The sequence below is a fragment of the Bacillus sp. SJ-10 genome (assembly GCF_002843505.1).
GTDB classification, from domain to species: domain Bacteria; phylum Bacillota; class Bacilli; order Bacillales; family Bacillaceae; genus Bacillus; species Bacillus velezensis.
Genome location: NZ_CP025258.1, coordinates 103,802 through 124,580, shown reverse-complemented (window position 1 = coordinate 124,580; position 20,779 = coordinate 103,802). Strand labels below are relative to the sequence as shown.

Annotated in this window: 22 protein-coding genes, 2 pseudogenes and 1 riboswitch; of the genes and pseudogenes, 15 read left to right on the top strand and 9 right to left on the bottom strand. The window is 43.0% G+C overall.

Going from position 1 to position 20,779, the window contains the following annotated elements:
- The first annotated feature begins 52 nt into the window (after window positions 1-52).
- Entirely contained in the window at window positions 53-1,090 is a 1,038-nt protein-coding gene (locus CXL14_RS00635; RefSeq protein ID WP_021495052.1) for a flavin-containing monooxygenase, read from the top strand.
- A 447-nt stretch (window positions 1,091-1,537) separates the two neighbouring features.
- Here CXL14_RS00635 and CXL14_RS00630 read toward each other — a convergent pair whose 3' ends face one another.
- The gene (locus tag CXL14_RS00630) at window positions 1,538-1,879 is read right to left on the bottom strand and encodes a YxeA family protein (protein ID WP_014417007.1); all 342 of its coding nucleotides are present in this window, start codon (window positions 1,877-1,879) and stop codon (window positions 1,538-1,540) included.
- Window positions 1,880-2,052: 173 nt separating this feature from the next.
- Between CXL14_RS00630 and CXL14_RS20290 the strand changes: the two are divergent.
- Window positions 2,053-2,305: pseudogene (locus tag CXL14_RS20290) on the top strand (GNAT family N-acetyltransferase); the annotation flags it as partial.
- Window positions 2,306-2,396: 91 nt separating this feature from the next.
- Here CXL14_RS20290 and CXL14_RS00620 read toward each other — a convergent pair.
- The gene (locus CXL14_RS00620; protein ID WP_014417008.1) at window positions 2,397-2,894 is read right to left on the bottom strand and encodes a DinB family protein; all 498 of its coding nucleotides are present in this window, start codon (window positions 2,892-2,894) and stop codon (window positions 2,397-2,399) included.
- A 276-nt stretch (window positions 2,895-3,170) separates the two neighbouring features.
- Between CXL14_RS00620 and CXL14_RS00615 the strand changes: the two are divergent.
- The 8 genes and pseudogenes from CXL14_RS00615 to CXL14_RS00580 form a co-directional block, all read left to right on the top strand.
- Window positions 3,171-3,557 (top strand): annotated as a pseudogene (locus tag CXL14_RS00615) (dihydrodipicolinate synthase family protein); the annotation flags it as partial.
- 68 nt (window positions 3,558-3,625) lie between these two features.
- Window positions 3,626-4,006, top strand: coding sequence for a hypothetical protein (locus CXL14_RS00610; RefSeq protein ID WP_014417010.1), 381 nt, complete (start codon window positions 3,626-3,628; stop codon window positions 4,004-4,006).
- Between the two features lie 117 nt (window positions 4,007-4,123).
- Window positions 4,124-4,227: riboswitch (TPP riboswitch) on the top strand.
- A gap of 77 nt (window positions 4,228-4,304) precedes the next feature.
- Window positions 4,305-4,769 (top strand): TIR domain-containing protein, encoded by a 465-nt coding sequence (locus CXL14_RS00605; protein ID WP_014417011.1) that lies wholly within the window; start codon window positions 4,305-4,307, stop codon window positions 4,767-4,769.
- Window positions 4,766-5,776 (top strand): thymidylate synthase, encoded by a 1,011-nt coding sequence (locus CXL14_RS00600; RefSeq protein ID WP_014417012.1) that lies wholly within the window; start codon window positions 4,766-4,768, stop codon window positions 5,774-5,776. The genes CXL14_RS00605 and CXL14_RS00600 overlap by 4 nt, the downstream gene beginning before the upstream one ends.
- The gene (locus CXL14_RS00595; protein ID WP_014417013.1) at window positions 5,773-6,531 is read left to right on the top strand and encodes a class I SAM-dependent methyltransferase; all 759 of its coding nucleotides are present in this window, start codon (window positions 5,773-5,775) and stop codon (window positions 6,529-6,531) included. Before CXL14_RS00600 ends, CXL14_RS00595 begins: the two co-directional genes overlap by 4 nt.
- Window positions 6,532-6,545: 14 nt before the next feature.
- The gene (gene thiD / locus CXL14_RS00590; protein WP_014417014.1) at window positions 6,546-7,364 is read left to right on the top strand and encodes a bifunctional hydroxymethylpyrimidine kinase/phosphomethylpyrimidine kinase; all 819 of its coding nucleotides are present in this window, start codon (window positions 6,546-6,548) and stop codon (window positions 7,362-7,364) included.
- An 8-nt stretch (window positions 7,365-7,372) separates the two neighbouring features.
- Window positions 7,373-8,611, top strand: a complete 1,239-nt coding sequence (locus CXL14_RS00585; RefSeq protein WP_101287628.1) for an HAD-IIA family hydrolase — start codon at window positions 7,373-7,375, stop codon at window positions 8,609-8,611.
- Between the two features lie 166 nt (window positions 8,612-8,777).
- Window positions 8,778-9,740: an arsenic resistance protein gene (locus CXL14_RS00580; protein WP_094296422.1), complete on the top strand. Its 963-nt coding sequence runs from the start codon at window positions 8,778-8,780 to the stop codon at window positions 9,738-9,740.
- A gap of 59 nt (window positions 9,741-9,799) precedes the next feature.
- Here CXL14_RS00580 and CXL14_RS00575 read toward each other — a convergent pair whose 3' ends face one another.
- Window positions 9,800-10,849, bottom strand: coding sequence for an NAD(P)-dependent alcohol dehydrogenase (locus CXL14_RS00575; protein ID WP_094296423.1), 1,050 nt, complete (start codon window positions 10,847-10,849; stop codon window positions 9,800-9,802).
- Between the two features lie 158 nt (window positions 10,850-11,007).
- On the opposite strand from CXL14_RS00575, the gene CXL14_RS00570 reads away from it, so the two are divergent.
- Both CXL14_RS00570 and CXL14_RS00565 read left to right on the top strand, forming a co-directional pair.
- Window positions 11,008-11,412, top strand: a complete 405-nt coding sequence (locus CXL14_RS00570; protein WP_094296424.1) for a MerR family transcriptional regulator — start codon at window positions 11,008-11,010, stop codon at window positions 11,410-11,412.
- Between the two features lie 223 nt (window positions 11,413-11,635).
- Window positions 11,636-12,925, top strand: a complete 1,290-nt coding sequence (locus tag CXL14_RS00565) for a Na+/H+ antiporter NhaC family protein (RefSeq protein ID WP_101287627.1) — start codon at window positions 11,636-11,638, stop codon at window positions 12,923-12,925.
- 37 nt (window positions 12,926-12,962) lie between these two features.
- Here the strand turns inward: CXL14_RS00565 and pdxR (CXL14_RS00560) are convergent, their stop codons facing one another.
- Window positions 12,963-14,345: a MocR-like pyridoxine biosynthesis transcription factor PdxR gene (gene pdxR, locus CXL14_RS00560; RefSeq protein WP_101287625.1), complete on the bottom strand. Its 1,383-nt coding sequence runs from the start codon at window positions 14,343-14,345 to the stop codon at window positions 12,963-12,965.
- A gap of 117 nt (window positions 14,346-14,462) precedes the next feature.
- Here pdxR (CXL14_RS00560) and CXL14_RS00555 point away from each other — a divergent pair, with 117 nt between their 5' ends.
- Window positions 14,463-15,083: an FMN-binding negative transcriptional regulator gene (locus tag CXL14_RS00555; protein WP_014417020.1), complete on the top strand. Its 621-nt coding sequence runs from the start codon at window positions 14,463-14,465 to the stop codon at window positions 15,081-15,083.
- Window positions 15,084-15,124: 41 nt separating this feature from the next.
- On the opposite strand, the gene CXL14_RS00550 is transcribed toward CXL14_RS00555, so the two are convergent.
- Both CXL14_RS00550 and CXL14_RS00545 read right to left on the bottom strand, forming a co-directional pair.
- On the bottom strand, window positions 15,125-15,487 hold the full coding sequence (locus CXL14_RS00550) for a hypothetical protein (protein ID WP_014417021.1): 363 nt from the start codon (window positions 15,485-15,487) through the stop codon (window positions 15,125-15,127).
- 196 nt (window positions 15,488-15,683) lie between these two features.
- Window positions 15,684-16,874: an MFS transporter gene (locus CXL14_RS00545; protein ID WP_014417022.1), complete on the bottom strand. Its 1,191-nt coding sequence runs from the start codon at window positions 16,872-16,874 to the stop codon at window positions 15,684-15,686.
- A gap of 258 nt (window positions 16,875-17,132) precedes the next feature.
- Here CXL14_RS00545 and CXL14_RS00540 point away from each other — a divergent pair, with 258 nt between their 5' ends.
- Entirely contained in the window at window positions 17,133-17,711 is a 579-nt protein-coding gene (locus CXL14_RS00540) for a TetR/AcrR family transcriptional regulator (protein WP_021495037.1), read from the top strand.
- A 77-nt stretch (window positions 17,712-17,788) separates the two neighbouring features.
- On the opposite strand, the gene CXL14_RS00535 is transcribed toward CXL14_RS00540, so the two are convergent.
- On the bottom strand, window positions 17,789-18,673 hold the full coding sequence (locus CXL14_RS00535; RefSeq protein ID WP_014417024.1) for a DMT family transporter: 885 nt from the start codon (window positions 18,671-18,673) through the stop codon (window positions 17,789-17,791).
- 126 nt (window positions 18,674-18,799) lie between these two features.
- On the opposite strand from CXL14_RS00535, the gene pdxR (CXL14_RS00530) reads away from it, so the two are divergent.
- The gene (gene pdxR, locus CXL14_RS00530) at window positions 18,800-20,188 is read left to right on the top strand and encodes a MocR-like pyridoxine biosynthesis transcription factor PdxR (protein WP_014417025.1); all 1,389 of its coding nucleotides are present in this window, start codon (window positions 18,800-18,802) and stop codon (window positions 20,186-20,188) included.
- A 65-nt stretch (window positions 20,189-20,253) separates the two neighbouring features.
- On the opposite strand, the gene CXL14_RS00525 is transcribed toward pdxR (CXL14_RS00530), so the two are convergent.
- On the bottom strand, window positions 20,254-20,553 hold the full coding sequence (locus tag CXL14_RS00525; protein ID WP_014417026.1) for a spore coat protein: 300 nt from the start codon (window positions 20,551-20,553) through the stop codon (window positions 20,254-20,256).
- A gap of 7 nt (window positions 20,554-20,560) precedes the next feature.
- Window positions 20,561-20,767, bottom strand: coding sequence for a hypothetical protein (locus CXL14_RS00520; protein WP_014417027.1), 207 nt, complete (start codon window positions 20,765-20,767; stop codon window positions 20,561-20,563).
- Between the last annotated feature and the right edge of the window lie 12 nt (window positions 20,768-20,779).

Here is a 20,779-nt window from a genome sequence, read left to right as displayed (position 1 = left end):
AGGGACTCACTTGTCTGCTGACAATTAAGATAAAACCGGAGGGGGGATTCATATGTACGACACGATAGTAATCGGAGCCGGTCAGGCAGGAATCTCAGTAGGATATTATCTAAAGAAGTCGAAACAAAAGTTTATCATTTTGGATAAAAGTCATGAAGTGGGAGAAAGCTGGAACAAGCGGTATGACTCATTGGTTTTATTTACTTCTCGAATGTACAGCTCTTTGCCTGGAATGCCTCTTGAAGGAGACAAGCATGGACTCCCTTCAAAAAATGAAATTGCTGCTTATCTGAAAAAATATGTAGAAAGATTTGATATCCCGATCCAATTACGGACAGAAGTAATAAGTGTCCAAAAATTAAACAACGATTTCTTAATAAAAACAAACCGGGAAGAATATCAAACGAAAAATCTTGTGATGGCCGCAGGTCCTTTTCATACCCCTAACATTCCATCAATATCAAGGGATGTAGCCGATCATATTCATCAATTACATTCTTCACAATATAAACATTCAAAACAACTGGCGCCCGGGAATGTACTGGTAGTCGGCGGCGGGAATAGCGGAGCTCAGATAGCTGTTGAATTATCCAAAGAAAGAGTTACATATTTGGCTTGCAGTAATAAACCGGCTTATTTCCCTTTATGGATTGGAAAAAGAAGCATCTTTTGGTGGTTTGATAAATTAGGAGTTTTACATGCAAGTCATACATCAATAGTAGGCAAGTTCATTCAAAAGAAAGGCGACCCCATATTTGGGTATGAATTAAAACATGCAATAAGACAGAAGAAGATCATCTTAAAACAAAGAGTCATAGCCGGAAAGCAAAATGAAATCATTTTTAAAGATTCATCTTCATTAGAAGTAAACAATATCATTTGGGCAACTGGCTTTAAGAATCCGCTTTGTTGGATGAAAATAGAAGGTGTTTTGGATAAGGAAGGCCGAATTATACATCACCGGGGTGTTTCAGCTGCGGAGGGATTGTACTTTATTGGTTTGCCTTGGCAGCATAGGCGAGGTTCAGCGCTGCTTCAAGGTGTAGGAAATGATGCTGAATACATTGTAAAACAAATGAACGGCGGATAGACTGAGGAGAGCAGTAACTTACGGGTTTCCTGCTCTTTTTTGTGTTGAATACGTCCATCAGTGCAACTATTTTAGTCCGCGCATATTCAGTTTGAACTAAATGGATTCACATGGAGCGCGTGCTTCACTCCTCGTTCAGACTCTCTAATTTAATTCTTTCAAGTAAAAGTCGAAATAGCTCAAATAACAAGAAGTTAAAAAACTGCAAACCCCGCCGTATACGTATCCGCCCACTATAGAGTTCATTAATTACTTGGGACCATAGAAGAATTGTCAATGTCACTTCCGATAGTTGTAACCAGCCAAAAAAAAGAAAATGGGGAGGGTGTGCTTAATTTGCACAATCTTTTATGTAGAAGTGGCCCAAGGAGCCATCCTGCATTTTGCATTCGAATGAACCTGTCGTAAAAAATTGAGAGCAGACTTAAATATCTGCTCAACTCGCTGTTATTTCACAATGTTGAATCGGTCTTTGATCTTTTCAGGCAGTTTCTCGGCCTTAATAGCTTCAGATCCTCCGGTATAACCCTCATAGCTCCTCGGAACGCGTACAATGTCACCTTCTTGATAAGGCTTTTCAACAAAGAAAGAAACCATCTTTTTCTTACCTTTCTCGTTATACCCTTCTAAATTGTAAACGTAGTTGCTATTATTTTTGTTTTTTTCCGCTTTTCCGTGAATTTGTACGTAATAATCGCTTTCCAGCACGGCGCCTTGATCAGCGCAGCCTCCTAATATGAAAACCGATAGGCAGCCTAATATAATAATGAAAATGCTCATATTTTTCATTCTTCATCACTCCTTTTATACTTCTTATTCTAGTGAACACTGCATATCGAATAAATGCGGATACCTTACACTCACCTTACTTTTTTGTAAGAATTCCTGATATAAAAGATAATGATTCAGTTGCAGAATAACAAATAATGGGTAAATGCAATCTCGTTTGGAAGGAGACTGATATGATCATTAAAATGACTCCATTTAATATGAAAGAATTCAATAAACCAAACAACCATTTGCTGTTTCAGGGAGAATTGCACCTGCATTTGAAAACAATGTGTGGAATATACCGAGGAACGATTTGCTGAACCTATGTTAAGAAAAATGAAGATGATGATGTCAGTTACGTTGAAGAAGAGGGGAAAGCGGTCTTTTTTTTATTATGCTGAAAACAACTGCGCCGGCCGGATTAAGATACGTTGCAAATGTAATAGCGATTTTTTGTCTGACCATTTTAATTGATTGGCAGTCAGTGAAAATAGACATTTGTAATGAATTTATCCTTGCTCCTCCTAATAAGGCTTTAACTGCCAAGTTTCTGTTTCTCTTCATACCATTTGCGAAGCTGATGAATATGAGCTTGATGATATCTATTATGGTCTGCCATATGCCATATTCCCCATTGAATGGTTGCTTGTTTTTCTGCCTCATAATCTGCTGTATGATTCAGCTGATCGTCAGTTAATTGATAACAAACAGACTTAAACATGCTGAATACTTCTTCATAATCAGTGAGAATTTGTTTTAATGAAACACCGGAAATGAAAGGGATCTTATTGTTCTGATCTAACATTGGTCCATACTTCTCTTCCAGCTGCTTTGGTATCGGTTCACCCTTTATTCTGAATATCCAGTTGAGATCAACATATGCTAAGTGTCTTATTAGCTGAGCTGTACTATTGTATGTTTGATTTGGTCCTTTATAATCAATCTCCTGCTGTGACATGTCTGACACAATGGATATTAAGCGGCTGTCATTTTCATTAACGGCAGAATACACCATTCCCACAAGATGATCCATGTGCGTTTCACCTTTTAAATCTAAAATTATTAACCCCGCCTCATCAGCACAATTTTTATATTCAGTTTGCCTTATTACTCATATTTGTCAAGCCATCCGGGGAATGGGCCGCTGTAAGACGAAGCAATGAAGCAGGCTCTCTTTGCCTGCTTTTTTTGTGTGTCGGCCTTTACATCTGACATGTTGAGTTATCTGAAACTGTACCTTTTTAAATGTCAGACAGTGTTATATGATACTCTGCAGATATTCAAGAATATGTACTTGGAGGACATTCTCATGCGAAATTTTAATGTTGCTATCCCTACGCCTTTTCATGAAGATGAACGTTTATATTCAGCAGGATTTGATCCTATTGTCGAACATTTGAAAAACAGCGGTATCCATTCGTTACTCATATGCGGCACGACTGGTGAACAGCATTCACTCAGCATAGATGAGCGTCTTCAGATCATTGAGTATGTTAATCAGCGAAAATTTGAAGATGTTGAACTGATGTTCGGTGTTTCAGCCGTAAGAACCAGTGATGCCGTCAAACTGATGAAACACATCGAGAAAACCAATATTGATTCTGTACTGATTGGTTTTCCCCCTTATATAAGACCGACACAGCAGCAAGCCGTTTATTACGTTATTCATTCATCAATTGACTTCATATTATTTCATTTGATAACATAAAATGGTTATCGTCTTAAAAAAAAGGATACCCGTTTTTATAAAAAGGAGTCATAACGTTGCTGAAAAGGTTTTTTCTTGTTTTTCTTACGCTGATGATGTCTATATTTGCTGTATTCGCGGCGGCTGAAGAGTCTCCCGGCGATCGTGTCATTTCTTTTGACGAGCCTATGATTTTATTGATCTCACTCGGAATCATTTTATGTTTGTTCATTCCGCCATTCGTCATGTCCTTTTTTAGCAGCTTGGTTGTGAGAATCATATCCGGCGTCTATCAATGTTTTATCGTTCTCACGTTTGCGGGCCTCATTCCGATTGGATTTCTGATTCCCCATGGCTTTTTGACAATTCTTGCTGCCGTTCTGGGGACTTTGGTCAGTTCAGCGAGTGTTGCTGTGACCTTATTCGTTGGCAGGAAAAAAGAGGCCGGAAGGTTTTAAAACTAGTGGGTAAGCTGCAATATTGAAGGGGAATCCCAGTGATATCCGCAGCGCTTTTTGCCGGTCATTGTTTGACTATTTATATGGAATAGTATAGAATTAAAGTAAATATTTATAAAAAGTCACTAGGGGAGCTTTAATAGCTGAGAAGAGACAATACGTCCTGACCCTTTGAACCTGATTTGGTTAATACCAGCGTAGGGAAGTGAAAAATTAGAGAGATTCTTTATCTTATCTATATTTAAGCCACTTTCCATAGAGGAAAGTGGCTTTATTTATTTTGAAAGGGTGATATGAAGTGGCGACGAAAAAAGTTTTTCTGGCAGGGCCTTTTAAAAGTTTAGTAGATGAGAAAACTGGATTGATGAGTACGTATGAGAGGGGAAAGCTGGAATCATTAATTTCCTTTTTTGAGAATGAAGGATGGCTGGTTCATAATGCTCACAAGCGGGAAGGGTGGGGGAAGGATTTCATGACACCCCTTCAATGCACTAAAATTGATTTTGATGAAATAAGCACTTGCGACCTTTTTGCAGCATTCCCCGGATCACCCGCTTCTCCCGGAACACATATAGAAATTGGATGGGCTTCTGCCTTGAAAAAAAAGATCGTGCTATTTCTAGAAAAGGACAAGGATTATGCTTTCTTAATTCAAGGGTTAAATGCAGTGGCGGATGTTGAGTACATCAGCTATAAAGATACAGATGATTTATTAGAGAACATTAAAAATATCTTTGCAGCATATAAGGCGGAATCTCAATGAGAAAGAGAACTTTTCATGAAGCATATACGGAAACGCTGTATGACATCTATCACAACCCTGAATTTTTCAATTCACCGCGCGGACAAAAAAGCAGAGAACAATTGAACTACCATCTGACTCTGGAAAATCCAATAGAACGTGTCACTTATTTATCCTCAAGAAAAACCAATATCGTGTTTAATTTTGCTGAAGTGTTATGGTATTTATCGGGGAGTAACGACTTAGATTTTATCAGTTATTACAATAAAAAAATGCCTTCATATTCAATGAATAAAAAAACATTAACAGGCACTGCGTACGGGCCTAAAATATTTGAATTCGGAAATGCAAAACTAAATCAATGGAATAGAATAAAAAATCTTTTGACACAAGAAGATATTGATTCAAAAAGGGCATTTATTCAAATATTCGATGCTTCGGAACTCTTCGTTTCAGAAAATATAGATGTTTCCTGCACAATCGGTTTGCAGTTTTTTGTGAGGGAAGGCGAATTATACATGTCTTCTGTCATGCGTGCAAATGATGCTTTTCGCGGGATGATCAGTGATCTTTTCTCATTTACGTTCATGCAGGAATTAATGGCCAGAGAACTGCGTTTAGAAGTCGGAGAATATTTTCATAATGCGGGATCAATCCATATTTATGATTCAGATCATGAATGGGCGAAAACGGTGCTTGAGGAAGCTGAAAATCACCATGATATTCCGGAATTTGAATTTCCGAAAATGCCTGAGGGAAATAACTGGCCGTCCATTGAAACAGTCTTAAAGTATGAAGAATTACTTAGGAAAGATCACATTTCTATGACTAAAAACGATATTGAAATGCTTGATTTACCTGATTACTGGAAACAGATTCTTTTCCTTTTCAGTATATACCAGCATATTGCATATAAACGGGATATGGATCATTCTCTATTTCAAAGTTTACTTCCTATATATCAATTTTTCGTCAGGAATAAGTGGTTTCATTATTTCTCAATTGAGCAAAAGGAGGAAATTCAATGAAAACTTCATGGAAAGAAGACAGTGTTGCTGGTAAATTCGATGCTTATAATGACGTTTTAGAACAAACGTTAGGTTTTGAGTTTGTTTTTCGTACTTTTGATAAAGCGGAGATTAAAAAGGTGCTCGATTTCGGATGCGGTCCGGGAAAGGTAGCTTACAGGCTGGCTGACAGAATAGGCTGCAATGTGATCGCAGTCGATGAATCAAGGAAGATGTTAGATATAGCAAAGGCAAAAAGACAACATCCTCATGTGGACTATCATTTAATTGAACACGATAATCTTTCCTTCTTACCAGATCACTCAGTTGATGCTGCAATGGCCTGTTATGTTTTTATTAATACGGATAGTGACCAGCGTATCAAAGGTATCATAAATGAAATTTTTCGTGTGTTAAAACCAGGAGCTTCATTTGTCATACTCGATACGAATCCTGATTCAACCGGAATTGAATTTTCAACCTTCCGCAATGGAATACCGGGGAAAGAATATTCTTACGGAGAAGAAAGAAATGAATGGCTCCATGTTCCGGGACAAGCAGATTTAATTTTAAATGATTTTCATTGGCCGAAGTCAATGTATTATAAACTATTAACTCATGCAGGTTTTGAAAATGTAACTTTATCAGAACCAACGTTAAACGATATTGACCAAGAGCATGTAAAAGCCATAGAGAAAGAGTTTCAATTTAATAATTGGAAATGTGAAAAGGAATATCCGCCTTTTGTCATTTTTAAAGCAGTGAAACCTGCCTGAAGGAGGAGTGTAAATTGACGGATATTTATAAAGCGCTTTCGATTGCTGGGACTGATCCTTCCGGAGGGGCGGGAATTCATGCGGATTTAAAAACATTTCAGGAACAAAAGGTATATGGAATGGCTGTTATTACATCAGTTGTTGCACAAAACACACTTGGTGTGAAAAGTTTTGAGGAGATGTCTCTTCAGAATATATCTCAGCAAATAGACTGTGTCATGGATGATATAAAACCTGATGCTGTCAAAACCGGTATGCTTGCAAGTATAGGAATTATTGAATTGCTGGCAGAAAAGTTAAAAGACGCAAATATTCAATCGTATGTGATGGATCCGGTTATGATTGCTAAAAGCGGACATCATCTGCTCCATAAGGACGCCATTGATCATTTGAAGAAATTATTAATACCCCAAACAACTGTTATTACACCGAACATTCCGGAAGCGGAAGTAATCATCGGCAAATCAATCGAGACTGTACAGCAGATGCGTGATGCGGCGAAAGAAATAGTGGAGGTATACGGGGCGAAAAGTGCTGTCGTAAAAGGGGGGCACCTGAATGGAGAAGCCCGTGATATTTTGTACTTTGACGAGGACTTCGAGGAATTTGTTTCTCCCCGATTTGATACAAAGCATACTCATGGAACAGGATGTACGTTTTCAGCTGTGATAACTGCAGAGCTGGCAAAGCAGCACAGCATACCGGAATCAGTGGCAACTGGAAAGGAATTCATTTCAGCAGCCATTAAACATCCCTTAGGAATCGGGAAAGGACAAGGCCCTACAAATCATTTTGCGTATCGCTCAACTATTAACCAAGAGACAACCGCTTAAGGAGTGTTATGATGATCTCCAAGAATTATGATGTATTTTTATTTGATTTAGACGGAGTGATATATATAGGAGATAAAGCTTTACCAGGAGCTGTGGCCTCTTTAAAACGACTCCGTGAAGAAAAGAAAGCCATTCGCTTTTTAACGAATGATCCTTGTGTTACAAGAGAAACGATTGTGAAACGCCTTCATAAACTGGGGATTTCAGCAAGTATTGATGAAGTCGTTACTGCGGGGGGGGCAACAGCTGATTACCTTGTCAGTGAAGGAATAAAGAAGGCATATATATTGGGAAATGACCAACTTAAAAGTGAAATTCAAAAGGCCGGTATTGATCTTACGGAAGATCAGGCGGAGGCTGTTGTCATTGGATGGGATCAAAATATTACATTTCAGGATGTGCATAAGGCAGTAAACCTCATCCGTTGCGGAGCTTCATTTATCGCTGCAAACGGGGATAAAACATTTCCTGCCGCTAACGGACCAGCTCCCGCGACAGGCGCTATAGTCGCGGCTGTTAAAACAGCAGCTGCTAAAGAGCCGATGATAATTGGAAAACCGGCGTCTTCAATATTTGAAAAAGTACTAGAGCCTTTTGAGGATAAAGAGAGATGCGTTATGATCGGGGATACGCCTGAAACAGATATTGTCGGAGCAAACCAAATAGGTATAACTTCCGTATTAGTTTCTGATCAAAATACTTTATTTCCTGCAAAACATGATTTTAGAAATCCGGATGTTGTGATCCGCGATCTGAAAGACTTGTTCGATAATGAAATAAAGGCAGAAGTACGGAAAAAACCGGATTTCCAATGGACAGAACAAGTGAAAGCCGGAGTCGCTGGAATTATAATGAAAGAATCAAGTTCCGTTTTATTAATGAAGCGTGCTGATAATGGTTTATGGGGCATTCCTTCAGGACATGTGGAACCTGGTGAAACAGTTGAACAAGCAATTATAAGAGAAATAGAAGAGGAAACTGGATTAGTGGTGAAAGTCTCTAAAATGATAGGCGTTTATTCTGATCCGAGTTCACAAACCTTTATATACCCTGACGGCAGAGTCAGCCATTTTATTACCAATTGTTTTCAATGTGACGTCATCGGCGGCACTTTGAAAAAGTCCACAGAGGAAGCCATGGAAATCAGATATTTTAATATCCATGAATTACCTGAACATCTCTTGCCGATGCACCCGAGATGGCTGGATGATGCTTTGGAAATGAAAGAGAATGCTTTTATTCGATAAGGAACAGTACGTCAAAAATACTTTTAGGGGGTTATTTACAAGAATTAACGGTTTTCAACCTGTTTTTCTCGGCCGCGTTCCAAAAACACCAAGTGTCACAGACCCTTGGTGTTTTTTAATTCCGGCAGAAAAGAAGGTATAATGGGCGGGGAAGAGGTGTCAGCCAATGAAAATAACCAGAGAGACATTAGAAAAACAGCAAATTTGGATATATGGTGTGACTCTTGTGATCGGAGGAATAGCGGGGATCGCCGGGAAAGATTCAGGACTTCGCTGGGGATGGACGATATCACCGCTTATCGCTGTTCTCATGTATGCCATGTTTGCCCAAATCCCATTCTTGAAGCTGAGGGAAGCCATGTCAAACCTCAAGTTTATGGCGGCTTTACTGATCGGTAATTTCTTAGCTGTACCTGTCGTTGTATGGATGTTAACCGCCATTTTTCCTCAATCTCCTCCTATATTATTAGGGGTTTGTTTGGTATTGCTTACACCTTGTATTGATTACGTCATCGTCTTTACTCAGCTCGGCAAAGGAAATGAGAGATTAATACTGGCTTCCACGCCGGTTTTGTTCGCCGTTCAGATGGTATTGCTTCCGTTATACCTGTGGCTGTTTATCGGGAAAGAAGTGATAGGAGCTGTTCATGCAGAACCGTTTCTGGAAGCATTCTTATGTTTAATAGCGGTGCCGCTGCTGGCGGCGGTGATGACTCAATTATGGGCTGATAAGAAGCCGGCGGGAGAAAAGATGTTAGAGTGGACGGCGTGGCTGCCTGTTCCTTTTATGGCCCTGGTCTTACTGGCGGTCGTCGCCACACAAATCGGCAAGGTCATCAGTGATGCTCACATCATTATACGTGTGATCCCAATCTATTTGTTATTCCTGCTCATTATGCCGTTTGTTTCCCGGTTTATCGCATATGCGTTCCGTCTGGATACAGGCGAAGGAAGAGCATTGATCTTCAGCACGGGCACAAGAAATTCTCTCGCAGTCCTTCCGTTAGCACTGGCCTTGCCGGATGCTTGGGCCTCATTAGCCGCCGCTGTTATCGTCACACAGACGATCGTTGAATTGATAGGCGAGTTGGTTTATATAAAAGCGGTGCCCGGCTGGCTGCTGAAATAAAAAATAATTTGAACTGAAAAAAAACATACCAATAGATATTGGTATGTTTTTTATGTGAATTATAAAGTTGCAATATCAATGACGAAACGGTAGCGGACATCGCTTTGGAGAACCCGTTCGTACGCTTCGTCGACTTGATTGGCGGGTATCACTTCAATTTTAGGAGCAATGCCGTACTCGGCGGCGAAATCAAGCATCTCCTGAGTCTGCGGAATACCGCCGACGAGTGAACCCGCAATGCTGCGGCGGCCCGTGATTAAGGAGAACACACTGTATGAGTCCGGCTTAGCTGGCGCTCCCACATTTACCAATGTACCGTCAATTCGAAGCAGAGATAAGTAGGCATCTACGTCAAGGTTCGCGGATACTGTATTTAAAATAAGATCAAATCGTCCGGCCAGCTCAGTAAATGTATCCGGATCGCTTGTTGCAAAGTAGTGATCGGCTCCAAATTCAAGCGCTTCGTCTTTTTTGTTCATTGAGCGGCTGAGGACGGTGACCTCTGCGCCTAAAGCGTGCGCGAATTGAACGGCTAAGTGTCCGAGCCCGCCCATTCCGACAATCGCCACTTTTTTGCCGGGGCCGGCATTCCAGTGTTTCAGCGGAGAATAGGTGGTAATGCCCGCGCACAATAGCGGGCTGGCAGCATCCAAATCCAGCTGATCCGGAATCCGGACAACGAATCTGTCAGTGACAACTATTTTCTGGCTGTAGCCGCCGTACGTAGGGTTTCCGTCGTAGTCCAGGTTGTTATAAGTTTGAACAACGCCTTTTGTGCAATATTGTTCGTCTCCGTTAAGGCAGTATTCACATTCCCCGCAGGAGTCTACAAAACAGCCGACACCCACACGGTCGCCGACGGCAAATGTGGTGACTTCTTCACCCACGGCTTCCACAACTCCGGCAATTTCGTGCCCGGGAACCATCGGAAAGATTCCGCCGCCCCATTCATCGAATGCGCTGTGGATGTCTGAGTGACAAATCCCGCTGTACTTAATATCAATCAGGATATCGTGCGGCCGTAATGCTCTTCTCTCAATCGTCGTCCGCTCAAATTTAGCTTTTGCATGCGGAGCGCTTAATACACGAGTCGGATGATTATTACACATGGTTATCTTCCTTTCCAAGATAAAGTGATGAATCCTCTGTTCGATTTTACTTTAAATGTTAAAGCGGACTTTAAGTCAAGGAGTTTGGTTTATTTTTTTATGAAATGATATTCTATAATGGCAAGCTTATGAAGGTTTGAAGGACGGGTGATAAGAATATGAAGATTGCGCAGGCTGCAAAGCAGGTTGAGTTATCAGCCGCGACGCTTAGGTATTATGAAAGTATAGGTCTGATTCCTCCGGTAAAACGCGATGAAAGCGGCATCCGCGATTATGACGAAGATGATGTGAATTGGATTCAATTTATAAAATGCATGAGAAATGCCGGGCTGTCGATTGAGGCGCTGATTGAATATACCGCTTTATTTATTGAAGGAGCCGATCATACGATCGAACCCCGAAAAAACATCCTTATAAATGAAAGGAAAAGGCTGACGGAGAAACAGAGGGAAATTGATGAAACCATAAAACGATTAAACAGGAAGATTGAGGATTACGAAGATATCCTTGAAAATGAAGCGAAACTTAAAAACAGATTGAAAGCTGAATGTATTTCTGAATGAAGAGAAGGTGTCCCGGACGCCGGGCCGCATGAAATGTACCAAGGGAAACGAGCCTTGGTTTTTTTATTTTCTAAAGAGTGGAAACAAAACAGCTTTTTCTATCTTATCAATCTTTACTTATCCTTTTTTCAGCTTGACTTTTTTACTGCAGACTTTTAAAGTGTGAAATGTTGCTTAGACTGTGATTAGCGACTTTAATGCTGAAAAGAGGTGGTTTACCCAGATGAACAATAAAAAGAACCCTTGGGCGTTATTGCCTTTAGTCTTATTCGTAGGGCTTTTTGTCGGCTCTGGTCTGGTGACCGGAGATTTTTATAAATTGCCGATCTTGATTGCCGCGATCATTGCGTCAGCTTTTGCGCTGTTATTTAACCGGAAGAAATCGCTCAATCAAAAAATAGAATGGTTCGCTTCCGGTGCGGGACATCCTGATATTATCATTATGGTTATGATTTTTATATTGGCAGGTGCCTTTGCTTCAGCGGCTGAGGCGATGGGAGCGGTGCATTCAACTGTCAATCTTGCTTTGAGCATTATTCCGCAGCAGTTTTTGCTGCCGGGGCTGTTTATCATTGCTTGTTTTATTTCTATATCGATGGGAACATCAATGGGCACGATTGCGGCGGTTGCGCCGATCAGCGCGGGTCTGAGCGGAGAGCTTGGCATCTCCGGCGCGATTACAATGGCAGCTGTGGTCGGCGGAGCTATGTTCGGAGATAATCTTTCTTTTATTTCCGATACGACCATCGCGTCAGTCCGGACGCAAAAAACACAAATGATGGATAAATTCAAAACGAACTTTCTGATTGTTTTGCCTGCTGCCATTGTGACTGTTATTATCTTATTTTTTATTCCGGCAGGCCACGCCGGCCATACGGGTGCTGAATCTTACAACTGGATTAAGGTGCTCCCTTATGTCGCCGTGTTGGTTTTTGCGTTAATCGGTATTAATGTGATGGCTGTCATATTCGGCGGATTGGTTTTGACGGGAATCATCGGATTAGCGGGCGGCAGCCTGACGCTTGACTCTTATTTTAAGGCGATTACGGATGGAATTGCCGGAATGAGCGATCTGATCATCCTGTCCATGCTGATCGGCGGGATGGTCGGCGTGATGAAACAAAACGGCGGGATCGACTTTTTACTGGAGTTCATCACGAAACGAATCCGTTCGAAAAAAGGAGCCGAAGCCGGCATTGCCGGACTGGTCAGTGTGACGAATCTGGCTGCGGCCAATAATACGATCTCGATTATCGCAGCCGGGCCGATTGCAAAGAATATCGCTGATAAATTCAACATCGACAACAGAAAATCGGCAAGTATTCTGGATATCTTTTCGTGCATGATTCAAGGATTGATTCCTTATGGCGCGCAGCTGTTATCAGCCGGAAAATTCGGGAATATTTCACCCGTCAGCATCCTGCCATACTCTTTTTATCCCGTTTTCATCGGAATCTGCGGCATCGCCGCCATCATATTTGGACTGCCGAAATTCACAAGAAATACGAAATAAAAGATAACAAAAGGCGCCGAACGGCGCCTTTTTTCTTTCATGTCAGCCAAGCATTTCTCAAAAGCTGTACGCCCTGTGTGATCTGATCCGTATCGAGATGGGCGAAACCCAGCTTTACAGTCGGCGGTTCGGGTTTTTGGGCAACGAAATAAATGGCGGTAGGGTACACCTTCACTCCGTACTGAAAAGCGCGTTCGATTAATGTTTCTTCTGTATAGTTCAGGTGAACTCTCACCAATATATACAATCCCGACTGCTCGCCGATGATCGTCACATGATCGCCGAACTGCTGCTTTACATGTGAAATCAAGTGCTGCATTTTGCGCTTATAAACAATGCGCATGCGCTTAATATGGCGGGTCCATTCACCGGCCTTCATCAATTCAGCCATGGTCAGTTGGTTAAGCGAAGAAGCGGTGCTTTCGAAATGAATAAACCTTTTTTTATACCGGTGCAAAATGCGCTGCGGCAAAACCATATAGCTTATGCGGATGCCCGGAAGAAAGGATTTTGAGAAATTCCCCAAATAAATCACCCGGTCTGATTGAATGGAAGCAAGAGCGGGAAACGGCTGCTGTGTATAACGGAATTCACTGTCATAATCATCCTCAAGAATATAACCCTCTCTATGATTCACCCAATTGATCAGAGTTTGGCGCTGCTGAATGGACATGCTTACGCCGTAAGGGCTGTGATGGGAAGGGGTCACATAGATTAATTTTTCTTTCATTGCATGTAATTGAGAAAAATCAGCTCCGTTTTCATAGACAGGCATCGTCTCCAGAGAAAGCCCGTGAAATTGAAAAGCCGCTCTGGCACCGTCAAATCCCGGGTCTTCAACGATCATTCCCGAAAAATCCTCTTTCAGAATCCGGCTGAGATATATCAGCATCTGCTGGGTGCTGCTGCCGATGATAATGGAATCCGCATCTGTTTTCACTCCGCGGGATTCCAAGAGATAAGCGGCAATTTGTTCACGCAGGTCTCTCTCGCCGAACGGTTCACCGTACAGAAAGCTTTTCTCTGATGTCAAAACTTGATTGTATAATTTTCTCCATGTTTTCAGAGGAAAATGATTTTGATCGACGGCTCCGGCACGAAAATCAATCAGGATCGGCTGAGTTGATTCGGTTTTCTCAGCGTAAACAACATCGTTTTCTTGTTGAAATAAAGAAGGTTCTACTTCATTTGCAAAATAACCTTTGCGTGTTTCTCCGCGAATGTATCCCTCCGCTAAAAGCAGATCATAGGCCATCAGCGTTGTATTACGGCTTACCCGCAGAGAATCTGCCAGCTCCCGAATTGAAGGCAGCCGCTCATCTGCCTGAATATTTCCCTGCTCAATCAATGTTTTAAATTGCTCGTAAATTTGTTTGTATTTCGGGGTATCGCTTTCGAAAGCGAAAATCATATTTTTCATCAGATGTTCTCCTCTGACATGTATATTTATTCAAAACTGTACCTTTTTAAATGTCAGTTGATATCTTATTATAGCGGAAAGCGCTTTATCAATCCATGTTCAGAGAGGAGAGTTTTTATGTATATTCCCGCTCCATTTCAGCTGAGTGAAGCTGAAGCGTGCGATGTAATTAAAGAGTATGGTTTCGCAGCATTGTTTTCAACGGCGGAAGGCATGCCGTATGCAACCCACCTGCCATTGATGATGAGTAAGAATAACGAATGCTTATACGGTCATTTTGCATTGCCGAACCCCCAATGGAAAGAGATTGATGGCCAAAACGTGTTAGCCGTTTTTCAAGGGCCTCATTGTTATATCTCGCCTAAATGGTATGAGACGAATCAGGCTGTTCCCACATGGAATTACGTGGCGGTTCATGTTTACGGAGAGGCGGAGCTTTTGGATGAGGAAGAAACCGTGCAGTCGATGAGTGATCTCGTATTGAAATACGAAAGCCCCGACAGCCCGTACAAATTAGAGGATGTCGATGCGAAATTGCTGGCAGGCATGAACAAAGGGGTAAAAGGCTTTAAAATCAAAATCAGCAAAATAGAGGGGAAAGCAAAGCTGAGTCAAAATCATTCAGCCGCAAGACAAGGGCTGGTCGTGCAACAGCTCAAACAGATTCCTCATACAAACGAACAGCTCATTTCCGGCTTGATGGAAGAAAACATCAAACGGATCACTACGAACAACTGAAACTAAAAACATACCGGCAGCATGCGGTATGTTTTTTCAGGTTACGAAGCTTTTCTCAGGATGAATAACGACTCAAACAGCACATAAATCAACGGCGCCATTAAAATGAAGAAAGAATGAAAAATAGCATACGGTATGAGGAAGTAAACGATAAGTTTCAATAGAATGGAAGACGTTTTATTCAATGTCCAGCGGTTTTTCAAGATATCAGTCATACAAGCTAAAACAAGGCCGACCGTCAAATATCCGGCTGCGATGTAAAGATAAATAAAAAGGTAAAACGGGTAAGAAGACAACGGCGGTGTGTCTTCCTGTGTCATTTTTAAACCCACATAAAAGACCAATAAAAAGCAAACGGACGAAACGAGAGCTAACAAAAGGTGTTTATATAAATACTTCTTCATGTGTTCACCTGCCTATGGCGCAATTATTTCTTAACATATTATGACATGGTTTTACCGTTTCTGCTATGTGAGCGGGGCGTAAAGAATCAATATCATCTTTTCATGAATCCGGATTTTTTGTTCGGATGGATGTAAAGAAGAATACACCAAAAAAAGCTGTCAGCTTGGTCCTGACGGCTTATTTTTGGTGAAAGGCTTATTTCTCTGTGGTGAAATAAAGCAATGCTATGACCGGAAAAGCGATTCCAATCCATAATGTGATACTCCACCCGCCTGAGGCGTATGCCCATCCTCCGATTGATGATCCTATAGCACCGCCGAGAAAGAAGATTGCCATAAATAATCCGTTTAATCGGCTGCGAAATTCAGGTGCCAACGAAAAAATGGCACGCTGACTGAGTACGAGATTGGCAGATACCCCCATATCCAACAGGATAGCAGCGGCCACCAGAACTGCTATTCCGACGGGGGAGCTGCTCTGAATCATGAGCGGGAGTAATAAAGAAACGATGACAACACCGAGAGCGATTCCGGTGGCAAGCCGGGTCAAGCCGCGATCAGCCAGACGGCCGCCTATCGGTGCAGCCGCTGCACCCGCAATGCCCGCTAATGCATACAGCGCGATTGCCTTTTGAGAAAAATGAAAAGCAGGACCGGACAATAATAAAGGCACAGTCGTCCAGAATAAGCTGAAAGCGCCAAATACAAACGCATGATAAATGGCACGGCGGCGTAAGACCGGAGTCGTGCGCAGCAGCTTCCACATTGAACCGAGTAAGACGGTGTAGCTTGTGTTTGCTGTTGGTTTTCTGGCAGGAAGCACTTTTGATAAGATGATTGCCAGGACAACACTTAACGCGGCGGATAAAGCAAATATGGCATTCCACCCCCATATATCAGCGACCAGGCTGGATATCGGACGGGAAAGCATAATACCGAGCAGCAGGCCGCTCATCACATTGCCGACAACCCGGCCGCGTGCGGCGTCTGGCGCAAGGTATGATGCGAACGGAACTAGCACTTGGGCTGCGATGGATCCCAGTCCGATGAAAAACGCAGCGGTTAAAAACAGTGTTCCATGCTTCACAAATGCTGTCAGTGTCAAAGCGGCTGCGCTTAGAAGGAGTGATACAACGACAAGTTTTTTGTTTTCGATAATGTCTCCCAAAGGGACGAGAAACAGTAAGCCGGCAACGTATCCGATTTGGGTCAGCGTGACAATCAGTCCGGCGCTGCTTGGAGAAAGTCCGATTGCCGCACTAATGAATCCTGCCAAGGGCTGTGCATAATAAAGATTAGCGACAATGATACCGCATGCCGTTGCGAGAAGAAGGGTTAAACCAGGTGAAATTCCCTGATCTGCTGTCTGTTTGTTTTCTTTAGCCATATGAATGAACTCCTTTTTAAGTGGTTTTTATGATGCTTGATAAATGATTTGCTGATTCATCTCCTTTACGCAGAGGCTTTTGGAGTCTGTGTTTCATCAAGATTTCCCTCAAGTTATTTTGTAAACTAAACGTTTAGTTTTATTATAAGCAAATGATATACTAAACGTTCAGTTTTGTAAATGGGTTTCTGTTTTCTTTTTTTATACAGGTTAAGTATACTGAACGTATCGTTTATAATTCGGGAAGGAATGATTCATGTGCAGAGTAAACGAGGACGGCCGCGCGATGAAGGAACACATAAGGCGATTCTTTCTGCAGCCTATGACCTATTGTTGGAAAATGGCTTTGACGCGGTGACAGTCGATAAAATTGCTGAGCGTGCCAAAGTGAGTAAGGCAACGATTTATAAATGGTGGTCAAACAAGGCTGCCGTTATCATGGACAGCTTTCTTTCGACCGCTACGGACAGACTGCCTGTGCCCGATACAGGATCAACAGTGCAAGATATATTGACCCACGCCACGAATTTAGCAAGGTTTTTGACGAGCCGGGAAGGAACCGTTATTAAGGAATTAATCGGTGCGGGGCAGCTGGATGCAAAATTGGCGGAAGAATATCGCACGCGATTTTTCCAGCCCCGCCGCCTCCAAGCGAAAGGCCTTCTGGAAAAGGGAATTCAAAAAGGTGAATTAAGAGAGAATCTTGATATTGACGTAAGCATCGATCTCATTTACGGACCGATTTTCTATCGCCTGTTGATCACAGGTGATGAGGTGAATGATTCCTATGTGCATGATCTGGTGATGAGTGCGTTTAAGGGAGTTCAGCCTGCCTGAAAAATACCCGGATCATGTGAAAGAGATGCAGACTTTTGCTGCCTATGGGCGGAACATAATGAAAAGGCCGAACAAGTTCATTGTTCGGCCTTTTCTGATTGATTTGCGAACCGCCGGGCGGCCGCCACGCAAGCGATAACGCCGACATTCACCGCCGCAAGTTCCCATCCCGCTTTTTCATGGAGAATCATGGCGGCCAGTAACAGTCCGAAGAAAGGCTGCAGAAGCTGCAGCTGTCCGACCGCGGCGATGCCTCCCTGGGCGAGTCCGCGATACCAGAATACGAAGCCGATCAGCATGCTGAATATTGAGACATATGCAAGACTGAGCAGTGCGGGCGCGCCGATGTTTGACCATGAGTCCGGCATGAAGCAGAAAGACAGGATGAACATAAGGGGAAGCGATAAAACGAGAGCCCAAGAGATCACCTGCCAGTTGCCAAGCCGCCGGGAGAGGCGGGCGCCTTCGGCATAACCGAGACCGCACACGATAATCGAAGCGATCATGTACGTATCACCGAGCGGAGAGGATTCCCCTCCTTGCAGCAGAGCATATCCGGCTACGAGGATGCTGCCGGCAGCCGAGAAAATCCAAAAGACCGGTCTGGGCCGTTCGCCTCCTCGCAGTACGCCGAAGATCGCCGTCGCAAGCGGGAGAAGCCCGATGTAGACAATGGCATGAGCGGATGTGACATGCTGAAGCGCTAATGCTGTAAGCAGCGGGAAACCGATCACGACGCCGAGCGCTACTGTTATTAATGAAATGATGTCGCTTTTGGCAGGGCGTTGCTCCTGAAAAATCAGGAGCAGAGCGCCTGCCAATATACCGGCTATCGCGGCGCGGCATACGGTGAGAAATACCGGATCAAAGTCCGCTACAGCCAAGCGGGTCGCGGGAAGCGAGCCGCTGAAAATGAGCACGCCGATAAATCCGTTAATCCAGCCGTTTGCGGCCTTATTCATTCCAATCACTCCAATATATATTTCTAAACCCATTTTCAAAGTTTATAATGACTATAAACTGAAATTGGCCTTATACAAATGGCCAGTTTTTATAAAAAGAAGAATGCCAGTTTGGAGGGAATAAAAATGGATATCACGCCATTTTTAAATAGAGATCTGGATATTCCGCTTTATCAGCAGCTTTATCGGCATTTTAAGGAAAATATGCATCAGGGCCGTATTCCTAAAGGACTGAAGCTTCCTTCAAAAAGGCTTTTGTCAAGTCAGCTTTCCGTCAGTCAGACGACTGTGGAGCGTGCCTATGAACAGCTTGCCGCCGAAGGCTATATTGTCAGTAAGCCGAGAAGCGGATGGTTTGCCGATTATGACTCGGACGCCGTCTATGTGAAAAAGCCGGGCGCTTCGCCTGTTCAAACAAAGGCGAAGGAAGACCGCCAATGGATTGATTTTCACTACGGCACTGTGGATGCCGCTCATTTTCCTTTTTCGGCATGGCGCAAAAGCATGGTTGCAAGCTTAGATCAATATGGGCACGAGCTGTATCGGCCCGGGGATGATTTGGGCGAGCTTGAACTGAGAACGCTCATTTCAGAATACTTATATCAGTCGCGCGGCGTGAATTGCCGTCCTGAACAAGTGATAGTCGGCGCCGGGAACCCTGCTCTTTTGCAAATGCTGTGCAAAATATTTGAAGCAAATCTATCCATCGGATATGAAGATCCGGGTTATCCGAGAGCGAGGGAGATTTTTAAAGCCAATCACATGAAGATCATTCCGATACCCGTCGATGATGAAGGAGTCTGTATCCGGAAGCTGAATGAAGAGCGGCCGCGTCTTGTATATGTCACGCCTTCTCATCAATTTACGTTAGGAACGATTATGCCGGTAAACAGAAGGATTCAGCTGCTGAAATGGGCGAAGGAACATCAATCGTTCATTATAGAAGATGATTATGACGGTGAATTCCGATACACCGGCCAGCCGATCCCATCATTGCAAGGGCTTGATCAGCATCACCGTGTTATTTATATGGGAACGTTTTCCCAATCTCTGCTTCCTTCGCTGCGCATCAGCTATATGATTCTTCCTTTGCCGCTTATCGAAAAAGGCAGGGAAATCGCTTCTTTATATAAGCAGACCGTCTCCTGCCACAGTCAGCTGACGCTGGCTCAATTTATCAAAAGCGGAGAGTGGCAGAAACATATTAACAGAATGAGAAAGCTGTACCGGAAAAAAAGAGCGGTATTATTAGAGGCCGTGCGGCGCGAGCTGGGACAATACGTCAGGATTCGCGGAGAAAATTCCGGGCTGCGGATTTTACTTGACGTTCAGCTGCCTTTCAGTGAAAAAGAGCTGATTGAAAAGGCGGAGGAACAAGGCGTCAAAATCTATCCCGTGTCTCTCACCTATCAAAAACAGCTCCCTGAAAAAACAGTTTCTCTCGGTTTCGCTGGGGTTTCTGAAACCAATATACAAGAAGGCATAAAAAAACTGAGAGCCGCCTGGGCGCTGTAAAAGGCAGCTCACAGTTTGAAATACTGAAGCTTGAGTCAGGGGTGCTGTCTCAGCAGCAAAACGATTTATAGGACGGGCAGGCGGAGCGCCGTATCAATATTTTGCAAATTGAGCCGGACTTGTTCATTTGTGTTCCACGGGTGATACCAGCCTTTTTCCATCATATAGCGTGAGATTTGCTCGTGCATGTCAAGGGCTTCTTCTAAGTGCCGGGTGAGGATCGCTTTCACTTCAGGCGTTCCGGCTTCCGTCGCCGCCATCGCATAGTTTCTGACACCGCTTTTTGCCGAATTCAATAAATCCATTGCGACAATTTGGTCTGTCAGTGCATTCATTCCCGTCAAGTATTCAATAATCGGATTCATTCGTGATTCATCTCCTCATTTCATGCTGTGCATCAGATAAAATCGAGGCAAATTCCTGCAATTGCCTTGTTGATGTATCCACATCCTGCTGCATGATTTCTTTCAGCTGCGGATCGGATACGAGCGCTTTCATGGTTTTGGATTTCGTCAGACAAAGTGACTTAAAAGAAGCCATCTCCTGAATTTCGAGTAATTCATGTAAGGCGCTGGCCATTTCTGTAGCCTC